This is a genomic window from Chroococcidiopsis sp. TS-821, from assembly GCF_002939305.1.
Classification (GTDB): Bacteria; Cyanobacteriota; Cyanobacteriia; order Cyanobacteriales; family Chroococcidiopsidaceae; genus Chroogloeocystis.
On sequence record NZ_MVDI01000001.1, the window covers coordinates 252,655 to 270,384 of the forward strand.

Annotated in this window: 19 protein-coding genes; 9 read left to right on the forward strand and 10 right to left on the reverse strand. The window is 44.2% G+C overall.

Annotated features, from left to right (window positions below):
• Nucleotides 1-4: 4 nt before the first annotated feature.
• Nucleotides 5-556, reverse strand: a complete 552-nt coding sequence (locus B1A85_RS01180) for a Chromate resistance protein ChrB (RefSeq protein WP_104545109.1) — start codon at nucleotides 554-556, stop codon at nucleotides 5-7.
• A gap of 121 nt (nucleotides 557-677) precedes the next feature.
• Here B1A85_RS01180 and B1A85_RS01185 point away from each other — a divergent pair, with 121 nt between their 5' ends.
• From B1A85_RS01185 to B1A85_RS01195, 3 genes are all read left to right on the forward strand, one after another.
• Nucleotides 678-1,667 carry a sodium:calcium antiporter gene (locus B1A85_RS01185; protein ID WP_210404117.1) on the forward strand — a complete coding sequence of 330 codons (990 nt, stop codon included), beginning with the start codon at nucleotides 678-680 and terminating at the stop codon, nucleotides 1,665-1,667.
• Nucleotides 1,668-1,814: 147 nt separating this feature from the next.
• On the forward strand, nucleotides 1,815-2,750 hold the full coding sequence (gene thrB, locus B1A85_RS01190) for a homoserine kinase (RefSeq protein ID WP_210404118.1): 936 nt from the start codon (nucleotides 1,815-1,817) through the stop codon (nucleotides 2,748-2,750).
• An 8-nt stretch (nucleotides 2,751-2,758) separates the two neighbouring features.
• Nucleotides 2,759-3,259, forward strand: coding sequence for a hypothetical protein (locus B1A85_RS01195; RefSeq protein WP_104545112.1), 501 nt, complete (start codon nucleotides 2,759-2,761; stop codon nucleotides 3,257-3,259).
• 59 nt (nucleotides 3,260-3,318) lie between these two features.
• On the opposite strand, the gene B1A85_RS01200 is transcribed toward B1A85_RS01195, so the two are convergent.
• The gene (locus B1A85_RS01200) at nucleotides 3,319-3,678 is read right to left on the reverse strand and encodes a hypothetical protein (protein ID WP_104545113.1); all 360 of its coding nucleotides are present in this window, start codon (nucleotides 3,676-3,678) and stop codon (nucleotides 3,319-3,321) included.
• Between the two features lie 248 nt (nucleotides 3,679-3,926).
• Here B1A85_RS01200 and B1A85_RS01205 point away from each other — a divergent pair, with 248 nt between their 5' ends.
• Genes B1A85_RS01205 through B1A85_RS01215 form a run of 3 tightly spaced genes read left to right on the forward strand, consistent with a single transcriptional unit; the run spans nucleotide 3,927 to nucleotide 6,564 of the window.
• Nucleotides 3,927-5,540, forward strand: coding sequence for an NAD(P)H-quinone oxidoreductase subunit 4 (locus B1A85_RS01205; protein WP_104545114.1), 1,614 nt, complete (start codon nucleotides 3,927-3,929; stop codon nucleotides 5,538-5,540).
• A gap of 17 nt (nucleotides 5,541-5,557) precedes the next feature.
• Nucleotides 5,558-6,352, forward strand: coding sequence for a dienelactone hydrolase family protein (locus B1A85_RS01210; RefSeq protein WP_104545115.1), 795 nt, complete (start codon nucleotides 5,558-5,560; stop codon nucleotides 6,350-6,352).
• Nucleotides 6,353-6,366: 14 nt separating this feature from the next.
• On the forward strand, nucleotides 6,367-6,564 hold the full coding sequence (locus B1A85_RS01215) for a hypothetical protein (RefSeq protein ID WP_104545116.1): 198 nt from the start codon (nucleotides 6,367-6,369) through the stop codon (nucleotides 6,562-6,564).
• A gap of 94 nt (nucleotides 6,565-6,658) precedes the next feature.
• Here the strand turns inward: B1A85_RS01215 and B1A85_RS01220 are convergent, their stop codons facing one another.
• Nucleotides 6,659-6,817, reverse strand: coding sequence for a YqaE/Pmp3 family membrane protein (locus tag B1A85_RS01220; protein WP_104545117.1), 159 nt, complete (start codon nucleotides 6,815-6,817; stop codon nucleotides 6,659-6,661).
• Nucleotides 6,818-6,916: 99 nt separating this feature from the next.
• On the reverse strand, nucleotides 6,917-7,264 hold the full coding sequence (locus B1A85_RS01225; RefSeq protein WP_104545118.1) for a translation initiation factor: 348 nt from the start codon (nucleotides 7,262-7,264) through the stop codon (nucleotides 6,917-6,919).
• Between the two features lie 138 nt (nucleotides 7,265-7,402).
• Between B1A85_RS01225 and trpB the strand changes: the two genes are divergently transcribed.
• On the forward strand, nucleotides 7,403-8,635 hold the full coding sequence (gene trpB, locus B1A85_RS01230) for a tryptophan synthase subunit beta (protein ID WP_104545119.1): 1,233 nt from the start codon (nucleotides 7,403-7,405) through the stop codon (nucleotides 8,633-8,635).
• A 20-nt stretch (nucleotides 8,636-8,655) separates the two neighbouring features.
• On the opposite strand, the gene menD is transcribed toward trpB, so the two are convergent.
• Nucleotides 8,656-10,383, reverse strand: coding sequence for a 2-succinyl-5-enolpyruvyl-6-hydroxy-3-cyclohexene-1-carboxylic-acid synthase (gene menD / locus B1A85_RS01235; RefSeq protein WP_104545120.1), 1,728 nt, complete (start codon nucleotides 10,381-10,383; stop codon nucleotides 8,656-8,658).
• Nucleotides 10,384-10,431: 48 nt separating this feature from the next.
• On the opposite strand from menD, the gene folB reads away from it, so the two are divergent.
• Nucleotides 10,432-10,788 carry a dihydroneopterin aldolase gene (gene folB, locus B1A85_RS01240; protein ID WP_104545121.1) on the forward strand — a complete coding sequence of 119 codons (357 nt, stop codon included), beginning with the start codon at nucleotides 10,432-10,434 and terminating at the stop codon, nucleotides 10,786-10,788.
• A 72-nt stretch (nucleotides 10,789-10,860) separates the two neighbouring features.
• Nucleotides 10,861-11,274, forward strand: a complete 414-nt coding sequence (locus B1A85_RS01245) for a ubiquinol-cytochrome c reductase iron-sulfur subunit (protein WP_104545122.1) — start codon at nucleotides 10,861-10,863, stop codon at nucleotides 11,272-11,274.
• A gap of 16 nt (nucleotides 11,275-11,290) precedes the next feature.
• Here the strand turns inward: B1A85_RS01245 and B1A85_RS01250 are convergent, their stop codons facing one another.
• The 5 genes from B1A85_RS01250 to B1A85_RS01270 all read right to left on the reverse strand — a co-directional run bounded on the left by B1A85_RS01250 (nucleotide 11,291) and on the right by B1A85_RS01270 (nucleotide 17,336).
• On the reverse strand, nucleotides 11,291-12,793 hold the full coding sequence (locus B1A85_RS01250; protein WP_104545123.1) for a trehalase family glycosidase: 1,503 nt from the start codon (nucleotides 12,791-12,793) through the stop codon (nucleotides 11,291-11,293).
• Nucleotides 12,794-12,861: 68 nt separating this feature from the next.
• A complete protein-coding gene (locus tag B1A85_RS01255) occupies nucleotides 12,862-13,962 on the reverse strand; it encodes an ABC transporter ATP-binding protein (RefSeq protein ID WP_104545124.1) in 1,101 nt (366 codons plus the stop codon).
• 81 nt (nucleotides 13,963-14,043) lie between these two features.
• Nucleotides 14,044-14,931 carry a carbohydrate ABC transporter permease gene (locus B1A85_RS01260; protein ID WP_104545125.1) on the reverse strand — a complete coding sequence of 296 codons (888 nt, stop codon included), beginning with the start codon at nucleotides 14,929-14,931 and terminating at the stop codon, nucleotides 14,044-14,046.
• Nucleotides 14,932-14,947: 16 nt separating this feature from the next.
• Nucleotides 14,948-15,859 carry a carbohydrate ABC transporter permease gene (locus B1A85_RS01265; RefSeq protein WP_104545126.1) on the reverse strand — a complete coding sequence of 304 codons (912 nt, stop codon included), beginning with the start codon at nucleotides 15,857-15,859 and terminating at the stop codon, nucleotides 14,948-14,950.
• A gap of 166 nt (nucleotides 15,860-16,025) precedes the next feature.
• The gene (locus B1A85_RS01270) at nucleotides 16,026-17,336 is read right to left on the reverse strand and encodes an ABC transporter substrate-binding protein (RefSeq protein ID WP_104545127.1); all 1,311 of its coding nucleotides are present in this window, start codon (nucleotides 17,334-17,336) and stop codon (nucleotides 16,026-16,028) included.
• Between the last annotated feature and the right edge of the window lie 394 nt (nucleotides 17,337-17,730).

Below are 17,730 nucleotides of genomic sequence, written 5' to 3' on the forward strand. Positions count from 1 at the left end.
TCAATTACGCATCACCTGTTTCCAAGCCTTGGGCATCATAGACCTGTTGACTAAACAATTGAAAGTCCTCCTCACAAGCAGTAAGAGCATCGAGAACCGTTGCATAGATAGGAGTGTCAAACAGATCGCGATCGCGAATTTTCGGCAACCACGATCGCAACTTTGCTAGTTCTGCTTCATTCTCATCCAACTCGGCAAAGGTTAAATTACTGATCTGCCGTTCGCGATCCAGTTCTTTGTGAAAATCTCGGCAGCGCCCCAGAAATTCCTGATATTCCTCCTCTGCTTGCTGCTGAAATCGCTGAATCAGCATCGTATTTTGTTCAGCGTCATCAATCGCAACCGTTAGTAAATCTGCTTCGCCACCACTTGCTAAAATGTCTGTCTTTAACTCTTCTAAATAGCGCTGAAAATCCTCGCGATGAGGAAGAACGCAGACCGATTGTTGCAGGTAAAGTCCGCCCCAACTTTTGAGCTTGCGCCAGATATATACCCGCTTGGTTGAAGGCTGCGCGGGGACGCGGTAGATCAAGAGATTCCAGTATTGCTGGCTCATAAGACATTCCTGTAGTTCCACTCACAAAAATAATTGCAACATCTGTTGCCTTTTTAACGAATCGCGGTTATGCTGCTCGTATGTTTGCAACAAGTGTTGCATATCTAGGTGCGTGCAGGCAATGGCAGTAGCCAGGAGGCTAGGGCTTGTGATTATTTTGTGGATAGGAGTAATTCTTGTAGGAGTAGCAGCGATTGTCTGGGGGGCAGAAACGTTTGCCGAAAATTTGGGAGAAGCAGCAGTGCGGTTGCAGGTTAGTAGCTTCGCATTAGCATTACTGTTAGCAGGAGCAGAACCCGAAGAACTAGCAACCACGATCGCCGCAACTTTAAGAGGTGTACCAGCGATCGCATTTGGCGATGCGATCGGGTCAAATATTGCGATTTGTCTCGTGGCGTTAGGCGTCGGGGCAATTGTGGCACCGCTTCCCTTTGGTAAACAAGTTATGCGCTATGCGCTGTTTGGGTTTCCAATTGCTGTAGCGGCGGTAGGTTTTATTTGGAATGGTCAGGTTACGCGACTCGAAGGAGTTATTTTACTAGCCCTCTACATCCTTTATATCGGCATTATCTGGATTGTGGAACGACAGCCGCCAGCCATGGGAGAAACAGGAGTTTTAGAAGAAGCGGCGGAAGAACTGGCGCATGAGAAAACAGAAAAAGGTCGCGTTGGCAAAGAATTGCTGCTAGTAGCAGCGGGTTTGGTCGCAATGGCAATCGGTTCGGTTATGTTAGTCGAGGCAGTGCGGCAGATTACCCGTGTTGAGGAAACTCAAACCACATTGGCGCTTACAGTTGTCGGTTTTGCCACTTCATTTGAGTTGGTCGTTCTCTGTTGGTCTGCGGCGCGTCAAGGAGCCACAGAAGTTGTTGTAGCTGGGGTTGTAGGTTCTTTTACATATAATGTCACTATGACCGTGGGAGCCGCTGCGCTGATTCGTCCTCTCACAATTACTGATGCTTCACTACTGCATAAACCTGCGATCGCCATGCTAGCTGCATTAGTATTAGTTATCTTACTGGCAACCCCAAAAAAGCAAATCAGTCGCGCATCAGGCTGGTTTTTAGTAGCTGCCTATCCGGTATTGTTGCTGGGGATATTTTTGCTTTAATCTCAAATACCTTTAAATGCTGAGTTTAAGTGGAGCAACGTACCGCTTGTTAGTGCCAGAAGTGGTTGAAAAGTCAAGATTGACGTCGATGTTTGTGGAGGAATTCTGCTATGATTTGCGTCGGTCTGTGGTATGACACACTCAACAATGACTCACTCTGTCTCTGTCTCGGTTCCGGCGACAACGGCTAACTTAGGTCCTGGTTTTGATTGTCTTGGTGCAGCGTTGACGCTGTATAACCAGTTCAAGTTTACGCATCAAGAAAAAGTCGCAATTCGCGTGACAGGAACAGAAAGCGATCGCGTCCGTACAGATGCGAGTAATTTGGTTTATCGCTCGTTTGTCAAATTATATGAACATATTGGACAAACGCCACCATCTGTGCATATAGATATTGCGATGGATGTGCCGCTAGCACGGGGTTTGGGTAGTTCTGCAACGGCAATTGTTGGCGGCTTGGTTGGTGCAAATTTACTCGCAGGCGAACCACTCGATACAAATGCGGTGATGGAGTTGGCGATTTCTCTAGAAGGACATCCTGATAATGTGGTTCCGGCGTTGTTGGGCGGGTGTCGGTTGGCGGCGAGTGTTGAGGGAAATCAACCACAAAGACACAAAGGTTGGGAAATTTGTGATGTGCCTTGGCATGAGAGTATAGTACCTGTGGTTGCGATTCCTGATTTTGAGCTTTCGACGGCTGAGGCGCGGCGGGTTCTACCAAATGAAGTGAGTCGGGCGGATGCAATTTTTAATACGGCGCATTTAGGATTGTTGTTACGTGGGTTGGAGACGGGAAATGAAGCCTGGATTCAGGGGGCGTTGCAGGATCGGTTGCATCAGCCTTATCGTCAAGCTTTGATTCGGGGGTATGAAGCAGTACAGCAGGCGGCGATCGCTGCTGGGGCGTATGGTTTGGTTATTAGTGGTGCAGGTCCTACTTTACTTGCTTTGACGAATCAACGACAAGCTGAGGCGGTAATTAGGGCGATCGCCCAAGCTTGGCAGCAAGCAGGAGTGAATCCACACGTGCGATCGCTCGAAATTGATAAGTCCGGTGCGCGTAGCACGATTGAGGTAGCCTAGTAAGTACTATGAATGATATCCAAGCAGAAATTACGGCTATTCAAGCTCAAATTGCGGCGCTACGTCAGGAACGAATTTCACTGACAACCGACCCAATAGATTTAGAAAATGCATCTCCCGAAGCAATCGCGGCGGCTTACCGTCGTCGTGCTAGAGAAGATTTACAATTATTTGCAGAAGTCAAGGGCATTGATGATGCGATCGCAGCTTTAGAAGCACAACTTGCACAAAAACAAATCGAGTTAGCAAAATTTTCACAGCAAAACGACTCTCTAGAACAACGTGTCGCCGCTGGGAAAAAGCAGGCTTTAGCTCAAGCTGAACGCATTAATCAACTCGCCGCTGAACTCGCAGAAGAACTGCGATCGCTCAAAGCAACAGCAGATGAACTCAGCCCTAGTTACTGGCAAGTGTACTACAAACCTTTAATTACTGGCTTTAGATCGATTTCGGTTCCCTATGTGCGTACTGATAGCGATGTTTTAACGATTGTGAATCGCATCGTGTAACGCTACCCTATCAATGAGGGTGTTTTATTGTGTTGATAGTCCACGCAGGTGGACTTGGTTCATTGAGTCGCGAATTTATTCGCTAAGCTTGCACCATTACAGATTCGCGCTTTTTGAGCAACCTGAAGCGCTGAGAGATAAGAAACTGAGATACTTGTTATCCCGTTTCTCGCTAGCACTTTCTTTAAATCGGCAATTAGTGCTTTTTGCTTGTGTCTTTCTAGCTTTATACATAGTGACGATGTACTTAAAAGCGTCAAATAGTCATCAACACTATGCGTAGCTTCCCACGTCAATTGCTCGGTGGTTAAATCCTTGAATCGCCGCGATTTGATCGCCGCTTGTCCAAACTTGCTTAGACTTTCTTCCTTCCTGAGTACTTCTCGACTCAGATTGTGCAAGCGACGGCTAAATTGCATGCATTTGCTGCTACAGCATATCAGTCTTGAGCTTGTTTTGGAGTCATGGTTTGGAGAACCTTATAAGTTGGATGTGGTGGGCGATCGCTAACGTACTTTTGTGCTTAACATTTATTCATTAAGATTTGTAATGATAAAGCCCACTAAGTATTTATTCTTATAATTTAATTCTCCAAAATATACCTTCTCAAAACTTCACGTAACTTAATAAAATGTATGTCATAGGCAATAGGTATTTATCCTCAGTCATGCTTAGCATACAAATTCCTTGGTTAACAACCGTCATTTTATTACCACTAGTGGCTGCCCTAGCCGTTCCTTTGCTTCCAGACAATCAAGGTAAAACAGTTCGCTGGTACGCCTTGGGTGTAGGAATCATAGACTTCGTTCTGATGGTATGTGCCGTTTGGCAGAACTACGATTTACAAATCTCAACATTTCAACTTGCTGAAAGCTATCCTTGGATACCCCAGCTAGGCATGAGTTGGTCGGTTGCGGTAGATGGCTTATCGTTACCGTTGGTCTTGTTAACAGGTTTTGTTACAACTTTGTCAATCTTGGCAGCGTGGAACGTTACGAAAAAGCCACGCTTATTTTTCGCGTTGATGCTGATGATGTACAGCGCGCAAATTGGCGTCTTTGTTGCTCAAGATCTACTACTGTTCTTCTTAATGTGGGAACTTGAATTAGTTCCTGTTTACTTGCTGATTTCGATTTGGGGAGGACAAAATCGCCGCTACGCCGCAACAAAGTTTATCCTCTACACTGCTGCGGGATCGATCTTTATCCTTGTCGCCGCGTTTGCAATGGCAATGTATGGTGATGTCCTTACCTTTGACATGGCAACTTTGGGTATCAAACAATACCCCAGAGCGTTTGAGTTATTAGTTTACGCTGCACTACTCATCGCTTTTGGCGTTAAGTTACCAATCTTCCCGTTACATACTTGGCTTCCAGATGCGCATAGCGAAGCTTCTGCTCCTGTATCGATGATTTTGGCAGGTGTACTCCTCAAAATGGCAGGCTACGGGCTAATTCGCATGAATATCGAAATGTTGCCCTCTGCGCATGTTGCGTTTGCGCCTGTACTCGCTATTTTAGGTGTCGTCAATATTGTTTACGGTGCATTAACTGCGTTTGCGCAAACAAATCTCAAGCGCCGCTTAGCTTATTCGTCGATCGCGCACATGGGTTTTGTATTGATCGGTATTGCTTCGTTTACCGAACTTGGTATCGGTGGCGCAGTATTGCAAATGGTATCGCATGGTTTGATTGCGGCTAGCTTGTTCTTCTTGTCTGGTGTCACCTACGAGCGCACGCATACGCTGATCATGGAGAAAATGGGTGGTATGGCGCAAGCAATGCCCAAAGTTTTCGCACTCTTTACCGCTGGGGCGATGGCTTCGTTAGCGCTACCTGGTATGAGTGGCTTTGTTGGTGAATTAACAATCTTTTTGGGAATTACCACAAGTGATGCTTACAACCCTGCGTTTAAGGTTGTCGTAACTCTCTTAGCTGCGGTGGGCGTGATTTTAACTCCTATTTACTTGTTGTCGATGCTGCGCCAAGTATTTTACGGCAAAGACAATTCTGGAATTGTAATTGAAGAGTATCTTGGTGACGCGAAGCCACGTGAAGTATTTATTGCGGCTTGCTTGTTGTTACCAATTATTGGCATCGGCATGTATCCCAAGTTAGCGACTCAGACGTATGATGTAAAAACAGTTGCGGTTGCAGCGCAGGTACGTCAAGTTTTACCAACAGTTATCGCGCAAAAACAGCGATCGCCTCTATACTCAACTGCATTGGTCGCACCACAGCTAGCTGTACCTGAATCACAAGTACTCATTGCTAGCGAATAAGTTCTACTGTCAACGCAATGAAGATCTTACGCTCACTTTTACTTGCTCCTATTTTTGCTTTAGCGTTTAGTACAGTTGCCCAAGCTGCAATCCGAACACAAGTTGTAGAGTACAAGCAAGGCAACACGGTATTAGAAGGATATCTTGCCTACGATGACGCCATTCAAGGCAGACGTCCTGGTGTTATGGTTGTTCATGAGTGGACAGGGATTAATTCTTATATTCAACAACGCGCCCAACAATTAGCAAAACTAGGATACGTTGCGTTTGCAGCTGATATTTACGGTAAAGGTATTAGACCAAAAAATCCCCAAGAAGCAGCAGCACAAGCTAAAATCTACAGGTCTAACCGTCAGTTGATGCGCGATCGCGCTTTGGCAGGGCTACAAGTCCTCCAAAAAAATCCTTTAACTGATGTCCAACGCATTGCTGCTATTGGATATTGTTTCGGTGGTAGCACTGTGTTGGAACTCGCGCGTAGCGGGGCAAATATCGCTGGTGTCGTTAGTTTTCACGGTAGTCTTGATACGCCAAACCCCAGTGATGCAAAAAATATTAAGGGTAAGGTACTGGTCTTGCATGGTGCGGAAGATCCATTAGTACCGCCTGAACAAGTTTTAGGCTTTGCTGAGGAGATGGGTAACGCTGGCGTAGATTGGCAATTAGTTGCTTATGGTGGTGCTGTCCACAGTTTTACAAATCCTGAAGCGGGTAATGATAAATCGCAAGGGACAGCGTATAATCAGTTAGCTGATCGCCGTTCTTGGCAGGATATGCGGCAGTTTTTCGCGGAGATATTTGGAGTAAACTAATTAACCGCAGAGCAATGAGCGAACAAGAGCTTGTGGCTAGAGTCGCAGAGTTGGAAGAAAAATTAGATACTACGTTGAAGGTAGTGTCTAAACTCGTTAGTGCTTTAGATTCTATGCGTCGTGGCGATCCTAAGTTTATTTTTGAGATGGACTTAGTCAAACACTCTTTATGTGAAGCAGGTTATTTTGAAAATAAACCTTTAGAAGAGTAAGCTCATCGGGTTTTATATTTGTTATTTGTATTTAAAGTTATTGTTGCGCAGCGCTCATAATTAACGGGCACTGATTAATATTTGTAAATGCTGCTTATTTGGAAAGAATGATCCAAAACGCGTGAACGATGCCAGGAATGTAACCCAGTAGTGTTAAAAGTACATTAATCCAAAAATCTCGACCTAAACCCACTTGCAGAAATACGCCCAGCGGTGGTAGGAAGACTGCACAAATTAAGCGAATAATGTCCATTTTTTCTCATCTAACTGCAATTTGCTAGCTCGATCGTCAACAAACAATCAGGCTAATTTCTTAAGCGAGTCTTAAATTGTATTCATACTAACACAGGGTTTAGCCACCACTGATTTTTGCTTTATAACCTTGTTGAGTGAGAATTTCAACAATTTTTTGCTTGTGATCTCCTTGAATCTCAATTTCGTTATCTTTCACGGTTCCACCACTACCGCATTGCGTCTTTAACTGCTTTACCAACGCTGCTAAAGTTTCTGGTTTCGCTTGAAAACCACTAATTACCGTTACTGTTTTTCCTTTACGTCCTTTTCGGGAAGCTTGAACGCGGAGATTTTGTTGCGCAGGTGGCAATTCTTGAATTCCGCGTTCGAGTGCAGGAGAGTTATCACCGCCAAACTCGCGGTAAACATAGGAACCATCCGAAGATTTACGATTTGCAGCAGCCATAGTTGTAGTATTTCCTAAATTTCAGCTTGCGCGAGCAGAAAAGCAGAGGAGAATAAATATGAAATAGAAATAGGTCTAAGAGTTTATCTGAGTTTAATTTATAATTAATTAACTGTATTTCGTTATTTTAGCCAGTCTGTGACTACTACTCCCTTACCTGCACAATCGCAAGCTGAACAGCGCCCTGACTCACTCGGACGCTTTGGGCGCTTTGGTGGTAAATACGTACCTGAAACGTTGATGCCTGCTTTAAGTCAACTAGAAGCAGCATATCAGCAGTATCGCCACGATCCAGAATTTATCACCGAATTACAAGAATTGCTGCGGGATTATGTGGGCAGGGCTACACCATTATACTTTGCAGAACGTCTGACGGCGCATTATGCACGACCTGACGGCACAGGCGCGCAAATTTATCTAAAGCGCGAAGATTTAAATCATACAGGCGCGCACAAAATTAATAATGCCCTAGCGCAAGTATTACTCGCCAAGCGCATGGGTAAGCAGCGGATTATTGCCGAAACAGGTGCAGGACAACACGGCGTTGCAACAGCTACAGTGTGCGCGAGATTTGGCTTAAAATGCATAATTTATATGGGCGTTCAAGATATGGAACGTCAAAGTCTTAACGTATTTCGGATGCGGTTAATGGGCGCAGAAGTTAGCCCCGTATCGGCGGGAACAGGAACGCTTAAGGATGCAACTTCGGAAGCAATTCGCGATTGGGTAACAAACGTTGAAACAACGCATTATATTTTAGGTTCGGTTGCAGGTCCGCACCCGTATCCCATGATTGTACGTGATTTTCATGCAGTCATTGGTAAAGAAACTCGCGCGCAATGTCTAGAAAAATGGGGCGGATTACCTGATATTTTGCTGGCGTGTGTGGGTGGTGGTTCTAACGCAATGGGTTTATTTCATGAATTTGTGAATGAACCGTCTGTAAGATTAATTGGTGTTGAAGCAGCGGGGGAAGGCGTTAATACTGAAAAACACGCAGCTACTTTGACTCAGGGGCGAGTTGGCGTATTACACGGGGCAATGAGTTATCTTTTACAAGATGATGACGGTCAAGTTTTAGAAGCACACTCGATCAGCGCCGGATTAGATTATCCTGGAGTAGGACCTGAACATAGTTACTTAAAAGATATACAACGAGCAGAATATTACAGCGTTACTGACGAAGAAGCGTTAGCTGCATTTCAGCGTACAGCTCAGCTAGAGGGAATTATTCCGGCGCTTGAAACTGCACACGCGATCGCTTATCTCGATACATTATGTCCGCAACTCGATGGCAGTCCGCGAATTGTCATCAATTGTTCAGGACGTGGTGATAAAGACGTGCAAACTGTTGCCAAGCATCTTCAGTAGCCTCTACTACGCTCAAAACGTTACATGGCGATCGCAGCTAGCTTCGCTAAATTCTCTTTTCGCCATTGGGCATCAAACTTTCTATCGGTTTTTAATTCCAATACTCGGATTCCTGTTGTCGGTAATGGATTGAGCTTTTGTTGCAATTGTTCCCAAGAATGAATCAGCTCGTGTTCGACATTATAAGTCGCACATAATTGCGCAAAATCTATATTTTGTGGTGTCGCGAAAAACTCTTCAAAAGGAGGGTCAAACTGGGAAATAGGTAACATTTCAAAAATGCCACCGCCATTGTTATTAATTAAAATAATTGTTAAATGCCCAATAAACTTATTATTAATTAAAAAACCGTTTGTATCGTGCAATAAAGCTAAATCGCCTGTGAGTAACACGCTACTTGGATGGCGATGTGCTACCCCTAAGGCAGTTGATAATGTGCCATCAATACCATTTGCACCGCGATTGAAAAATGGGCGGATATTAGAATTACTCGGTTTCCAGAAAAACTCCATATCGCGGACGGGCATACTATTGGCGATAAAGAGGGGTGTTTCGGGTGGGAGAGTTTGCGATAACAACCAAGCAGCTTTACCTTCAAATAAATGCTCCATTTCTGCCATTGCGCGATCGCACGCTGACCTTACTCTAGCTTCCGCATCACACCATGACTTTAAATATGGAGTTGGGGCTTTTGGTTCCATCGATTGTGCTAGTTGTTCTACTGTAGTGCGTAGATGAATTGTTTTTCCGTGCAGTGGATCGAGATTATGCTCGCAAGGATCGACAATCCAGCGCTGGGGTTGCGTTACGCTTAACCATTGACGCAGATCTTTACTTGTGGGAAGTTCCCCGATTTGAATGACAATTTTTGGTTGTAGCTGTTGGGCTAGTTGCGGATTGCGCACTATCAAGTCATAGGTAGAAATTAGATAAGGATTAAGATCTGCAAAGTTTCTCACAGGGGAAAGTGCTTCGGCGAGTACCGGAAATTTGAGTGTCTTAGCAAGTTGGGCGATCGCACCACAATATTCGCGTAGTTGTTGTGGCTGGGCAAGTCCAGCAATGATGATTCCGCGATCGCATTGTTTCCACTCGTCTGGAGAGGGAATAGGTAAGGGGTAACTGGTAATTGGTGATGGGATGCTACTGAAAAAGTCTTGAGTATTAAATTGCGATCGCAGGATTTCGGTGGCGGTGTCAGGAATGGGTGCTAAAGGATCGCGAAACGGGATATTGAGATGAACAACTCCAGCAACAGGATAGCGCGATCGCTCCCATGCATAAATCAGCGTTTGACGGAGGTACGCTAGCATCTCAATTTCTAACGAGGGGAGTGCTAATTCGGCGTACCAGTTGGTATATGTTCCGTATAACTTTACTTGGTCAATGGTTTGTCCTGAATGACAATCGCGTAATTCGGGGGGGCGATCGGCGGTTAGGACAATTAGAGGAACTCGGCTTTCGCGCGCTTCGATGACTGCAGGGTAAAAATTCGCGGCGGCGGTTCCAGAAGTACAAACTAATACGACAGGGCGTCCAGTCTGACGAGCAACTCCCAAAGCAAAAAACGCTGCGGAACGTTCGTCTAAAATAGGGATGGCTTCGACGTTGTGCGTTTGGGCAAAGGCGATCGCGAGTGGTGTAGATCGCGAGCCTGGACAAATCACGGCAGTTTTTAACCCCAGCCGCCCAAAAGTCTCTGCTAATATGGAACCCCAAACGGTATTAGTGTTGCGAAAATCAAGCATGAGCAAGCAATGAGCGATGAGCCATTAGCTAATGATAAGGAAAATTGTATGGACTGTTTTCATTTAACAGGAATTCGTTGCTACGGTTACACGGGTTATTTGCCCGAAGAACAAGTGTTGGGTCAATGGTTTGAGGTAGACTTGACGCTGTGGTTAGATTTGTCCGTAGCAGGTAAGACCGATGCGATTGAGGATACTCTCGATTACCGTAGCGTGATTAATGACGTAAAACACTTGGTGAAAACCTCTAAGTATGCGTTGATCGAACGCTTGGTAGATGCGATCGCTACATCTATTCTAAAAGCTGACCGCGTGCAACAAGTCCAAGTTCGCCTCACAAAACTCGCCGCCCCTATTCCTGACTTTGGTGGTAAAATCACCGTTGAAATCACACGCAGCCGCTAAAATTTCTCGAAACTACTTGGAAAAGCCCATCTGCACTGCTAACTTAAGTAAGGCATATTAGAGATTTCACAAATGAATCGTCGAGAATTTATCAGTTTGGTGGGAGCGAGTGCTAGTGTTAGTATCGCGGCTTGCAATTCGCAATCAGCAAATGTTGCTTCTGATGTTCGCGCTGATGGCTTTGAAGTAGTAGGAACCGTCAGCGAATTAGATAAAACTGGGCAACTTCTCAATGAAAATTTGGCAGTTGGAAAAGCATTAGTGATTCGCGATCCAGCTAATGCAAATCAAGCGATCGCGGTTAATCCTACTTGCACTCATGCTGGGTGTAATGTTGCATGGGTTCAAGACCAAAAAGCCTTTGTCTGCCCTTGTCATAACTCTAAGTTTACGAGTGATGGTAGCGTGCAAAATGGTCCGGCAAAGGAACCACTTGCGACTTATCGTGCTAAGTTTGAAGGCGATTTGGTATTAGTGAGTAGTTAAATTACAAATATTGCAACTATAAGTTTTCTAACCAAAATAACAGTTCTAAAAAAACTCCGTTTGTCCAACCAAAACCAATTTCGTTAGAACTATAGCCAAAGAGAATTTCATCAGAAACGTTGGCAGAACACTTAACAACATCGTATTTTTCGACAATCGCACCGTATTTTTCAAATTCTTGCACAACCAACATCATAAATCGTTTAGCAACATCTTCAGCTTGCGCGACATAATGATAACGGCTTAAACCTTGGACAGCAACTAGATGTAACGGTGCCCATCCAAACGGTGCATCCCATTGATTTCCTGTGACAACAGTGCTAGTGAGTAAACCGCCTGGTGCTAAAAATTTTGCTAAGTTTTTTACAACTTTTTTAGCTTGTTGTGGTGAAGCAATTCCAGCCCATAAAGGATAGAATGTCGTGATAAATTCGTACTGACTGCGTTGACGGGTGACAAAGTTGTAATCAAAATAAAGTCCTGCTTGTTCGTCCCACATCAGTTGATTAATCGTTTGGCTGCGTTTTGTCGCGCGATCGCGCCAAAGTTGTGAATCTTTACCTAAAATTTGATAAATTTGTGCAATGTCTTGCTCCATCTGATACAGCAAAACGTTTAAACACACAGGTAAATACTGCGTAGTTTCGAGATTAAATAATCCAAAGCGATGCGAACAATCAAAGCCAGATTCGCGCATTGAGCGATCGCCTTGATAAAAGGATTCGGTAAAGCCACTTATTGGATCGTAATATGCCTCTAGACCGTCAATTTTCTGCGTTCTATAGTATTCTAAAATTCGGTCATAGTGAGTTCTGCCCGCGTCATCTTTTTCATCGCTGATAACTTCGGGTGCAGGTCCAGTTCCAGAGTCAAAAAAGCGCGAGAGTCCTGTTTCTGGATGTAAATGTGGCTCTGTAGTCCAAAAGTTGTAATACTTTTCAATGGCTGGAAGTACTGATTGCAACCATTGTTTGTCTTGTGTATGCTCAAACAACGCTAGTACCATTAAAGTTAATACTGGCGGTTGCGATCGCGTTAAAAAATACGTACGATTTGCATTAAGAATTGTGCCATAATGCTCAATTTCGTAAATAAATTGACTGACTAAGCTTTGCGCCAGTTCCAATTCGCAATCTCGTAGTAATCCTAATAAAATAAAATAACTATCCCAGCCAAACATTTCATTAAAACGTCCTCCAGGAACAACGTAAGAACCTGGAAGGTAAAGTAATCCGTGTTCTTGAATTGTTGAAATATCTGCGGGTAAAGTTCTAATTTCTAACTTATTAAATTCTGCTTGACTCAGAATTTGTTGTAACGATTGTTCAACTTTTGAGCGTTCTTCTTTATCGGAGACGTAAACTAGCCAAGAAGAATTTTCACTACGCTTCAGCTTTGGGTCATAAGCTGCTAATAAAATATCCGCAGGCGATCGCGACAAAGTTTTCCAGCTTTGTTTAATATATGTTTTTACGGCTGCAAGTTGTTCAGCCGAGGGAAATTGTGTAAATTGCTGCATCACGATAAAAGTAGCTAGAGAAATAAGTTAATGAGATATTATTACTCTAGCTACTCAAACAATAGCCACTAACTCATTGTTCCGACCATTTGTCTTCCGACAAGTGCATCTCCTGATTCAACATCAAACCAGTGAATACTTTGTGGCTGTAGAGCAAGTGTAATTTCTTCGTTACTCCAAACTTGGTCTGTAGGTAGCAATGCGCGTACTGTCACAGGTTCTGAATGCGAACTATTGACACGAACACTAACTAAGTTGTGCATCCCCAAATTTTCTACTAAAAATACCCTACCTTGGATGATGTATTCATCTTCTGAGCGAGCAACGCGGACGTTTTCAGGGCGAATTCCTAAAACAATTTGTGGTGGAACTGTTGGAATATTAATCAGGGGAATTTGATAATCTCCCAGTAGGGCGTAACGTCCGCGACACGGTAAAGTCAAAAGATTCATTTGGGGACTACCAACAAACCCCGCTACAAACAAGTTAGCAGGGTGCGTATAAATGCGATCCGGTGGTGCTAACTGTTGCACATAGCCATTATTGAGTACTGCAACTTTCGTCGAAAGCGTCATTGCTTCGGTTTGGTCGTGCGTTACGTAAACGACTGGGGCTTTTTGGTTTGCAAAGATTTGTTTAAGGTCTGCGCGAACGCGTTCGCGCAGTAGCGCATCGAGGTTACTCAAAGGTTCGTCGAGTAAGAATACTTGGGCTTGACGCACCAAAGCGCGACCGACAGCAACCCGCTGGCGTTGTCCTCCAGACATTTGACCAGGTTTGCGGTTGAGTAACTCTTCTAGACCAAGCAATTGCGCAACTTCAGCAACGCGCTGTTTAATTTCTGCGCGCGGTACATTTTTAAGTTTAAGTCCCGAAGCCAGGTTTTCGGCGACAGTCATGTGAGGATACAGCGCATAGCTTTGGAATACCATTGCCATATTGCGATCGCCTGGTCGTTTAAACGTAATATCTTCACCACCTAGCCGAATTTGACCGCGTGTTGGTTCTTCTAACCCCGCAATCATGCGCAGTACTGTCGATTTACCACAACCGGAAGGACCAAGTAGAGTTAGAAATTCTCCATCTTCAACAGTGAGACTAACGTCTTTGACGGGAACGACTTTAGGAGAAAAGGTTTTATTTAAGTTTTTGAGTTCGAGTCTAGCCATTTTATTAGTGGTTAGTGATGAATGATAAGTGGTTGTTGTGTAGCGGTTAGCAACTAGTAACTAGCCACTAACCACCAATTACTAGCCTTTAACAGCACCGGCGGTAAGACCTTGAACGATCTTGCGTTGGAAGAAAAGAACGAGCAACACAAGCGGTAACGTACCGAGAACTGTCGCAGCGGCGATCGGTCCATAGGGAATTTCAAACACCGATGCACCTCCTAACTGGGCTGCTGCAACGGGAATTGTTTTGAGTTCCTCGCGTGTCATGAAGGTCAGCGCGAAAATGAATTCGTTCCAGGCAAAAATAAAGGTGAGAATTCCGGTTGTCACCAAAGCTGGAAGCGTCATTGGTAGTAAGATTTCCCACAGCATTTGAAACGTGTTGTAGCCATCCACTCTAGCGGAGTCTTCCAAGTCTTTTGGTAATTGCTCAAAGAAACTGCGCAGCACCAAGATTGTCAATGGCAAATTAATGGCTGTGTAGGGAACAATCAGTGCTAGGTAGTTGTTACCCCATCCTAATTGTTGAATAATTTCTAAAAGTCCAATGAATAGTAAAATTCCTGGAAATAGGGTAACGATGAGAATCCCTGCCAAAATCACCCTACCGCCCCAAGGACGCAGTCGCGCTAGCGCATAAGAAGCCGGTGCGCCCAGCGCTAAAGCTAGTGCAGTAGACACAATCGACACAAACGCACTGTTGAGGATATAGCGCCAAAATGGGCGGCGGATAAATAACTCTCTGTAGTGGTCTAACGTATAGCGCGTTGGGAAATACACTGTTGGCACAGCCGCAATATCTTCATTAACTTTGAATGAAGTTAACACTTGCCACATTACTGGCGCTAGACAAAAGATGACAACGAAGATGACGGCGATGGTTGTTAAAATCTTCCGCCAGGGAATTTTTTTGGCGCCGCCGGTTTGTCTTGGAGTAATGGGAACGACTTCAGGAGTTGCAGTCATGATTGTAGATTATGAATTAAGTTGTACCAGAGGTTCGAGCGCGAAGTTTGTTGAGGAGGAGACTGGCGATCGCCACAGCTAACACCAGTAATAAAAATGTCACGACGACGAGTGCTGAACCATAGCCAAAGTCGAGGTAACGCATCACCGTCGAATAGATGTATAGTGATACCACTTCGGTTGCACCGCCAGGTCCCCCGCCCGTCATTACCTGAATTAGGTCGAAAACTCCAAACGCCTGCGCAAAGCGAAACAACATCGCGATTAAAATTTGCGGTAGCAGTAAAGGTAAGGTAATCTTGCTGAAATTTTGCCAAGGAGTCGCGCCATCAATCGAGTGCGCTTCGTATAAATCGGGTGAAATCGATTGCAAGCCTGCAAGTAGCAAAATACTGATGAATGGCGTCGTTTTCCAAACATCAGCAAAAATGACCGCAAACATTGCTAGCGTCGGGTCTCCTAGCCAGTTGATTCCGGTATTGATAACTCCTAGCCGCAGTAAAATATCGTTAACGATCCCGAATTGGTCGTTAAAAATCCACGCCCAAGCTAAACCAATTAAAGCGGTTGGCAAAGCCCAGGGAATAATTGCGGATGTTCGTACTAAACCGCGCCCAAAAAACTTTTGGTTGAGAATCAGCGCGATCGCTAATCCTAAAAGTAACTCCAAGATAACCGAAGAAACGGTAAAGATAATTGTTACCCCAAAGCTTTGCCAAAAACGACCATCTCCTACCATCCGCACGTAGTTGTCAAACCCAGAAAACACAGGTTGCAGTCGCGTTCCCAAGTTTTGCGTAAATAAACTCAGCCAAAAAGCACGGATAATGGGATAACCAAACACAAACAACAGCATGAACAAGGCTGGTACGATCAAAATCCATGCTGTCCGTTGTTCGCGTCCCCGAATTGTCTTTGTATTAAACATCGAATGCACAAAAGATTTTAAATTTCCAAAGGTTTTGAGGGTAGAAGGAAGTGATTAGTGGCTAGTAGCTAGTGGAAGAGTTTTGGAAAGCGCACAAAGGTGTCTGAGGTATTTTTTAAAAAAAGTGACTTCACTCGTAACTCTCTTAAACTCATCACTCTCACCCCTAACCTCTATTGAGTAAACGGCGAGTTTCGTTAGCAGCAGCTTGCATTGCTTGTTCGGGTGTCATCCGATTTGTCAATGCGCTACTGAGGTAACGTTGTAGGATATCAGACGCTTGCGCATACTGCGCGATTGGTGGACGTAACACTGCTTGCTGTACAACTTCGAGTAATTGCGGATAGTGCGGGTACTCCGCAACAATATCTGGATCGGTAAACAGCGATCGCCGACTCGGAACAAAGCCTGCATTCAAAACGAAGTTCTTTTGTGCTTCCTCAGAAGTAAAGAATTGAATTGCCCTCCATGCTTCTTCAGGATGTCTTGTGGTAGCCGAAATTCCTAAGCCCCAACCGCCAAGACACGCGCCACCGCTTCTTCCTTCACTACCAACCATCGGCTTAATCGCGATTCTGCCTTGAATTGGCGAACCTTCTTCTTGAGCTAAAGGCCAAACATAAGGCCAATTACGTAAAAACGCGGCTTGACCACTTTGGAAAAAGCGGCGTGTTTCTTCTTCTTGATATGTTGTCACTCCAGGCGGTGAAATTCCTTGCGCTACGGTGTCTTTCAAGAAGTTAATTGCTTGCACTGTTTCCGGTCGATCCAATCCGACTTCAAGCGTTTCCGGATTTACCCAAAATCCACCGAAGCCCTCTAATATTTCAATGAACATCGCGACAAGTCCTTCGTATTGCCGCCCTTGCCAAACGTAACCCCAGTTAACCAAATCTTTTTGTTGTAACGTTTGTGAAGCTTGAATCAATTCTGCAAATGTTTCTGGTGGTTGCAATCCAGCTTGTTCGAGTAAATCGGTGCGGTAGTATAGCATTCCTACGTCCGAACGCATCGGAATGCGATATAGCCGACCTTCGTAGCGACTACCTTCGACGTCTGCGGGTGAAAATGCTTCTAGTTCTTCAGCAGACATCCGATCCGTTAGATCCATCAACCACCCAGCCGCTGCAAATTTAGGCGTCCAAATTACGTCCATGTTTACTAGGTCGTAAGGAGAATCACCTAAAATAAACGCCGAAGTGTATAAATCTTCTAGTAAGTTTGTCGCGTTTGGACCTTCAATAATATTGATCCGAATATCAGGGTTTCTTGCTTCAAATTCTTTAACGATTCCCTGTTGCCAAGGTTGGGCATCAGGCGCAGTCATTAATAAATTAAGTGTTACTGGTTGCTGCGATAGTGCGATCCAACTATAAAGTACGATACCTAAGAAAAACGCACTAAAAACCCCTAAACGTAAAAAGCCTTGTTTGCGTAAAAATCTTTGCAGTTTGTTTAACGGTTTGCGGTACAACATCTTTCAATCAAAATTCACGAGCTACTCATGAGCAGAGGAATAAATTTAACTATCTGAGGCAACAAATTTCATTACTTGTTAGCAAATCTGCTTTTAAAAAAAGCAAAAAAAGTTCAGCTAACTTTACAAAAATTGTTTCAGATTGTAAATATCAACAACTTTGTTGTTTAATTGGCAAGCATTACAGTAGCGCTTGATGACCTGAAGACACGTTTTTCCGCATCCAACGACAGGCACCTAACGAATAGAATATACCAAATTACTGTAATATGTGTAACTTAATATTTATTTGAATTCTGCCACATCTTTCTAAAGATATAGCAAGCGGATAGAATATAAGTTTGTATAAAAATTCACCTGAAATTACTATTTCAATGATAAAATAGTCATTAAT

What these genes read in the sequence shown, in the direction of transcription:
- B1A85_RS01180 (WP_104545109.1), bottom strand. Translation starts at nt 556, where the DNA reads ATGAGCCAGCAATACTGGAATCTCTTGATCTACCGCGTCCCCGCGCAG.
- B1A85_RS01185 (WP_210404117.1), top strand. Translation starts at nt 678, where the DNA reads ATGGCAGTAGCCAGGAGGCTAGGGCTTGTGATTATTTTGTGGATAGGA.
- thrB (WP_210404118.1), top strand. Translation starts at nt 1,815, where the DNA reads ATGACTCACTCTGTCTCTGTCTCGGTTCCGGCGACAACGGCTAACTTA.
- B1A85_RS01195 (WP_104545112.1), top strand. Translation starts at nt 2,759, where the DNA reads ATGAATGATATCCAAGCAGAAATTACGGCTATTCAAGCTCAAATTGCG.
- B1A85_RS01200 (WP_104545113.1), bottom strand. Translation starts at nt 3,678, where the DNA reads ATGCAATTTAGCCGTCGCTTGCACAATCTGAGTCGAGAAGTACTCAGG.
- B1A85_RS01205 (WP_104545114.1), top strand. Translation starts at nt 3,927, where the DNA reads ATGCTTAGCATACAAATTCCTTGGTTAACAACCGTCATTTTATTACCA.
- B1A85_RS01210 (WP_104545115.1), top strand. Translation starts at nt 5,558, where the DNA reads ATGAAGATCTTACGCTCACTTTTACTTGCTCCTATTTTTGCTTTAGCG.
- B1A85_RS01215 (WP_104545116.1), top strand. Translation starts at nt 6,367, where the DNA reads ATGAGCGAACAAGAGCTTGTGGCTAGAGTCGCAGAGTTGGAAGAAAAA.
- B1A85_RS01220 (WP_104545117.1), bottom strand. Translation starts at nt 6,817, where the DNA reads ATGGACATTATTCGCTTAATTTGTGCAGTCTTCCTACCACCGCTGGGC.
- B1A85_RS01225 (WP_104545118.1), bottom strand. Translation starts at nt 7,264, where the DNA reads ATGGCTGCTGCAAATCGTAAATCTTCGGATGGTTCCTATGTTTACCGC.
- menD (WP_104545120.1), bottom strand. Translation starts at nt 10,383, where the DNA reads ATGCTTGATTTTCGCAACACTAATACCGTTTGGGGTTCCATATTAGCA.
- folB (WP_104545121.1), top strand. Translation starts at nt 10,432, where the DNA reads ATGGACTGTTTTCATTTAACAGGAATTCGTTGCTACGGTTACACGGGT.
- B1A85_RS01245 (WP_104545122.1), top strand. Translation starts at nt 10,861, where the DNA reads ATGAATCGTCGAGAATTTATCAGTTTGGTGGGAGCGAGTGCTAGTGTT.
- B1A85_RS01250 (WP_104545123.1), bottom strand. Translation starts at nt 12,793, where the DNA reads ATGCAGCAATTTACACAATTTCCCTCGGCTGAACAACTTGCAGCCGTA.
- B1A85_RS01255 (WP_104545124.1), bottom strand. Translation starts at nt 13,962, where the DNA reads ATGGCTAGACTCGAACTCAAAAACTTAAATAAAACCTTTTCTCCTAAA.
- B1A85_RS01260 (WP_104545125.1), bottom strand. Translation starts at nt 14,931, where the DNA reads ATGACTGCAACTCCTGAAGTCGTTCCCATTACTCCAAGACAAACCGGC.
- B1A85_RS01265 (WP_104545126.1), bottom strand. Translation starts at nt 15,859, where the DNA reads ATGTTTAATACAAAGACAATTCGGGGACGCGAACAACGGACAGCATGG.
- B1A85_RS01270 (WP_104545127.1), bottom strand. Translation starts at nt 17,336, where the DNA reads ATGTTGTACCGCAAACCGTTAAACAAACTGCAAAGATTTTTACGCAAA.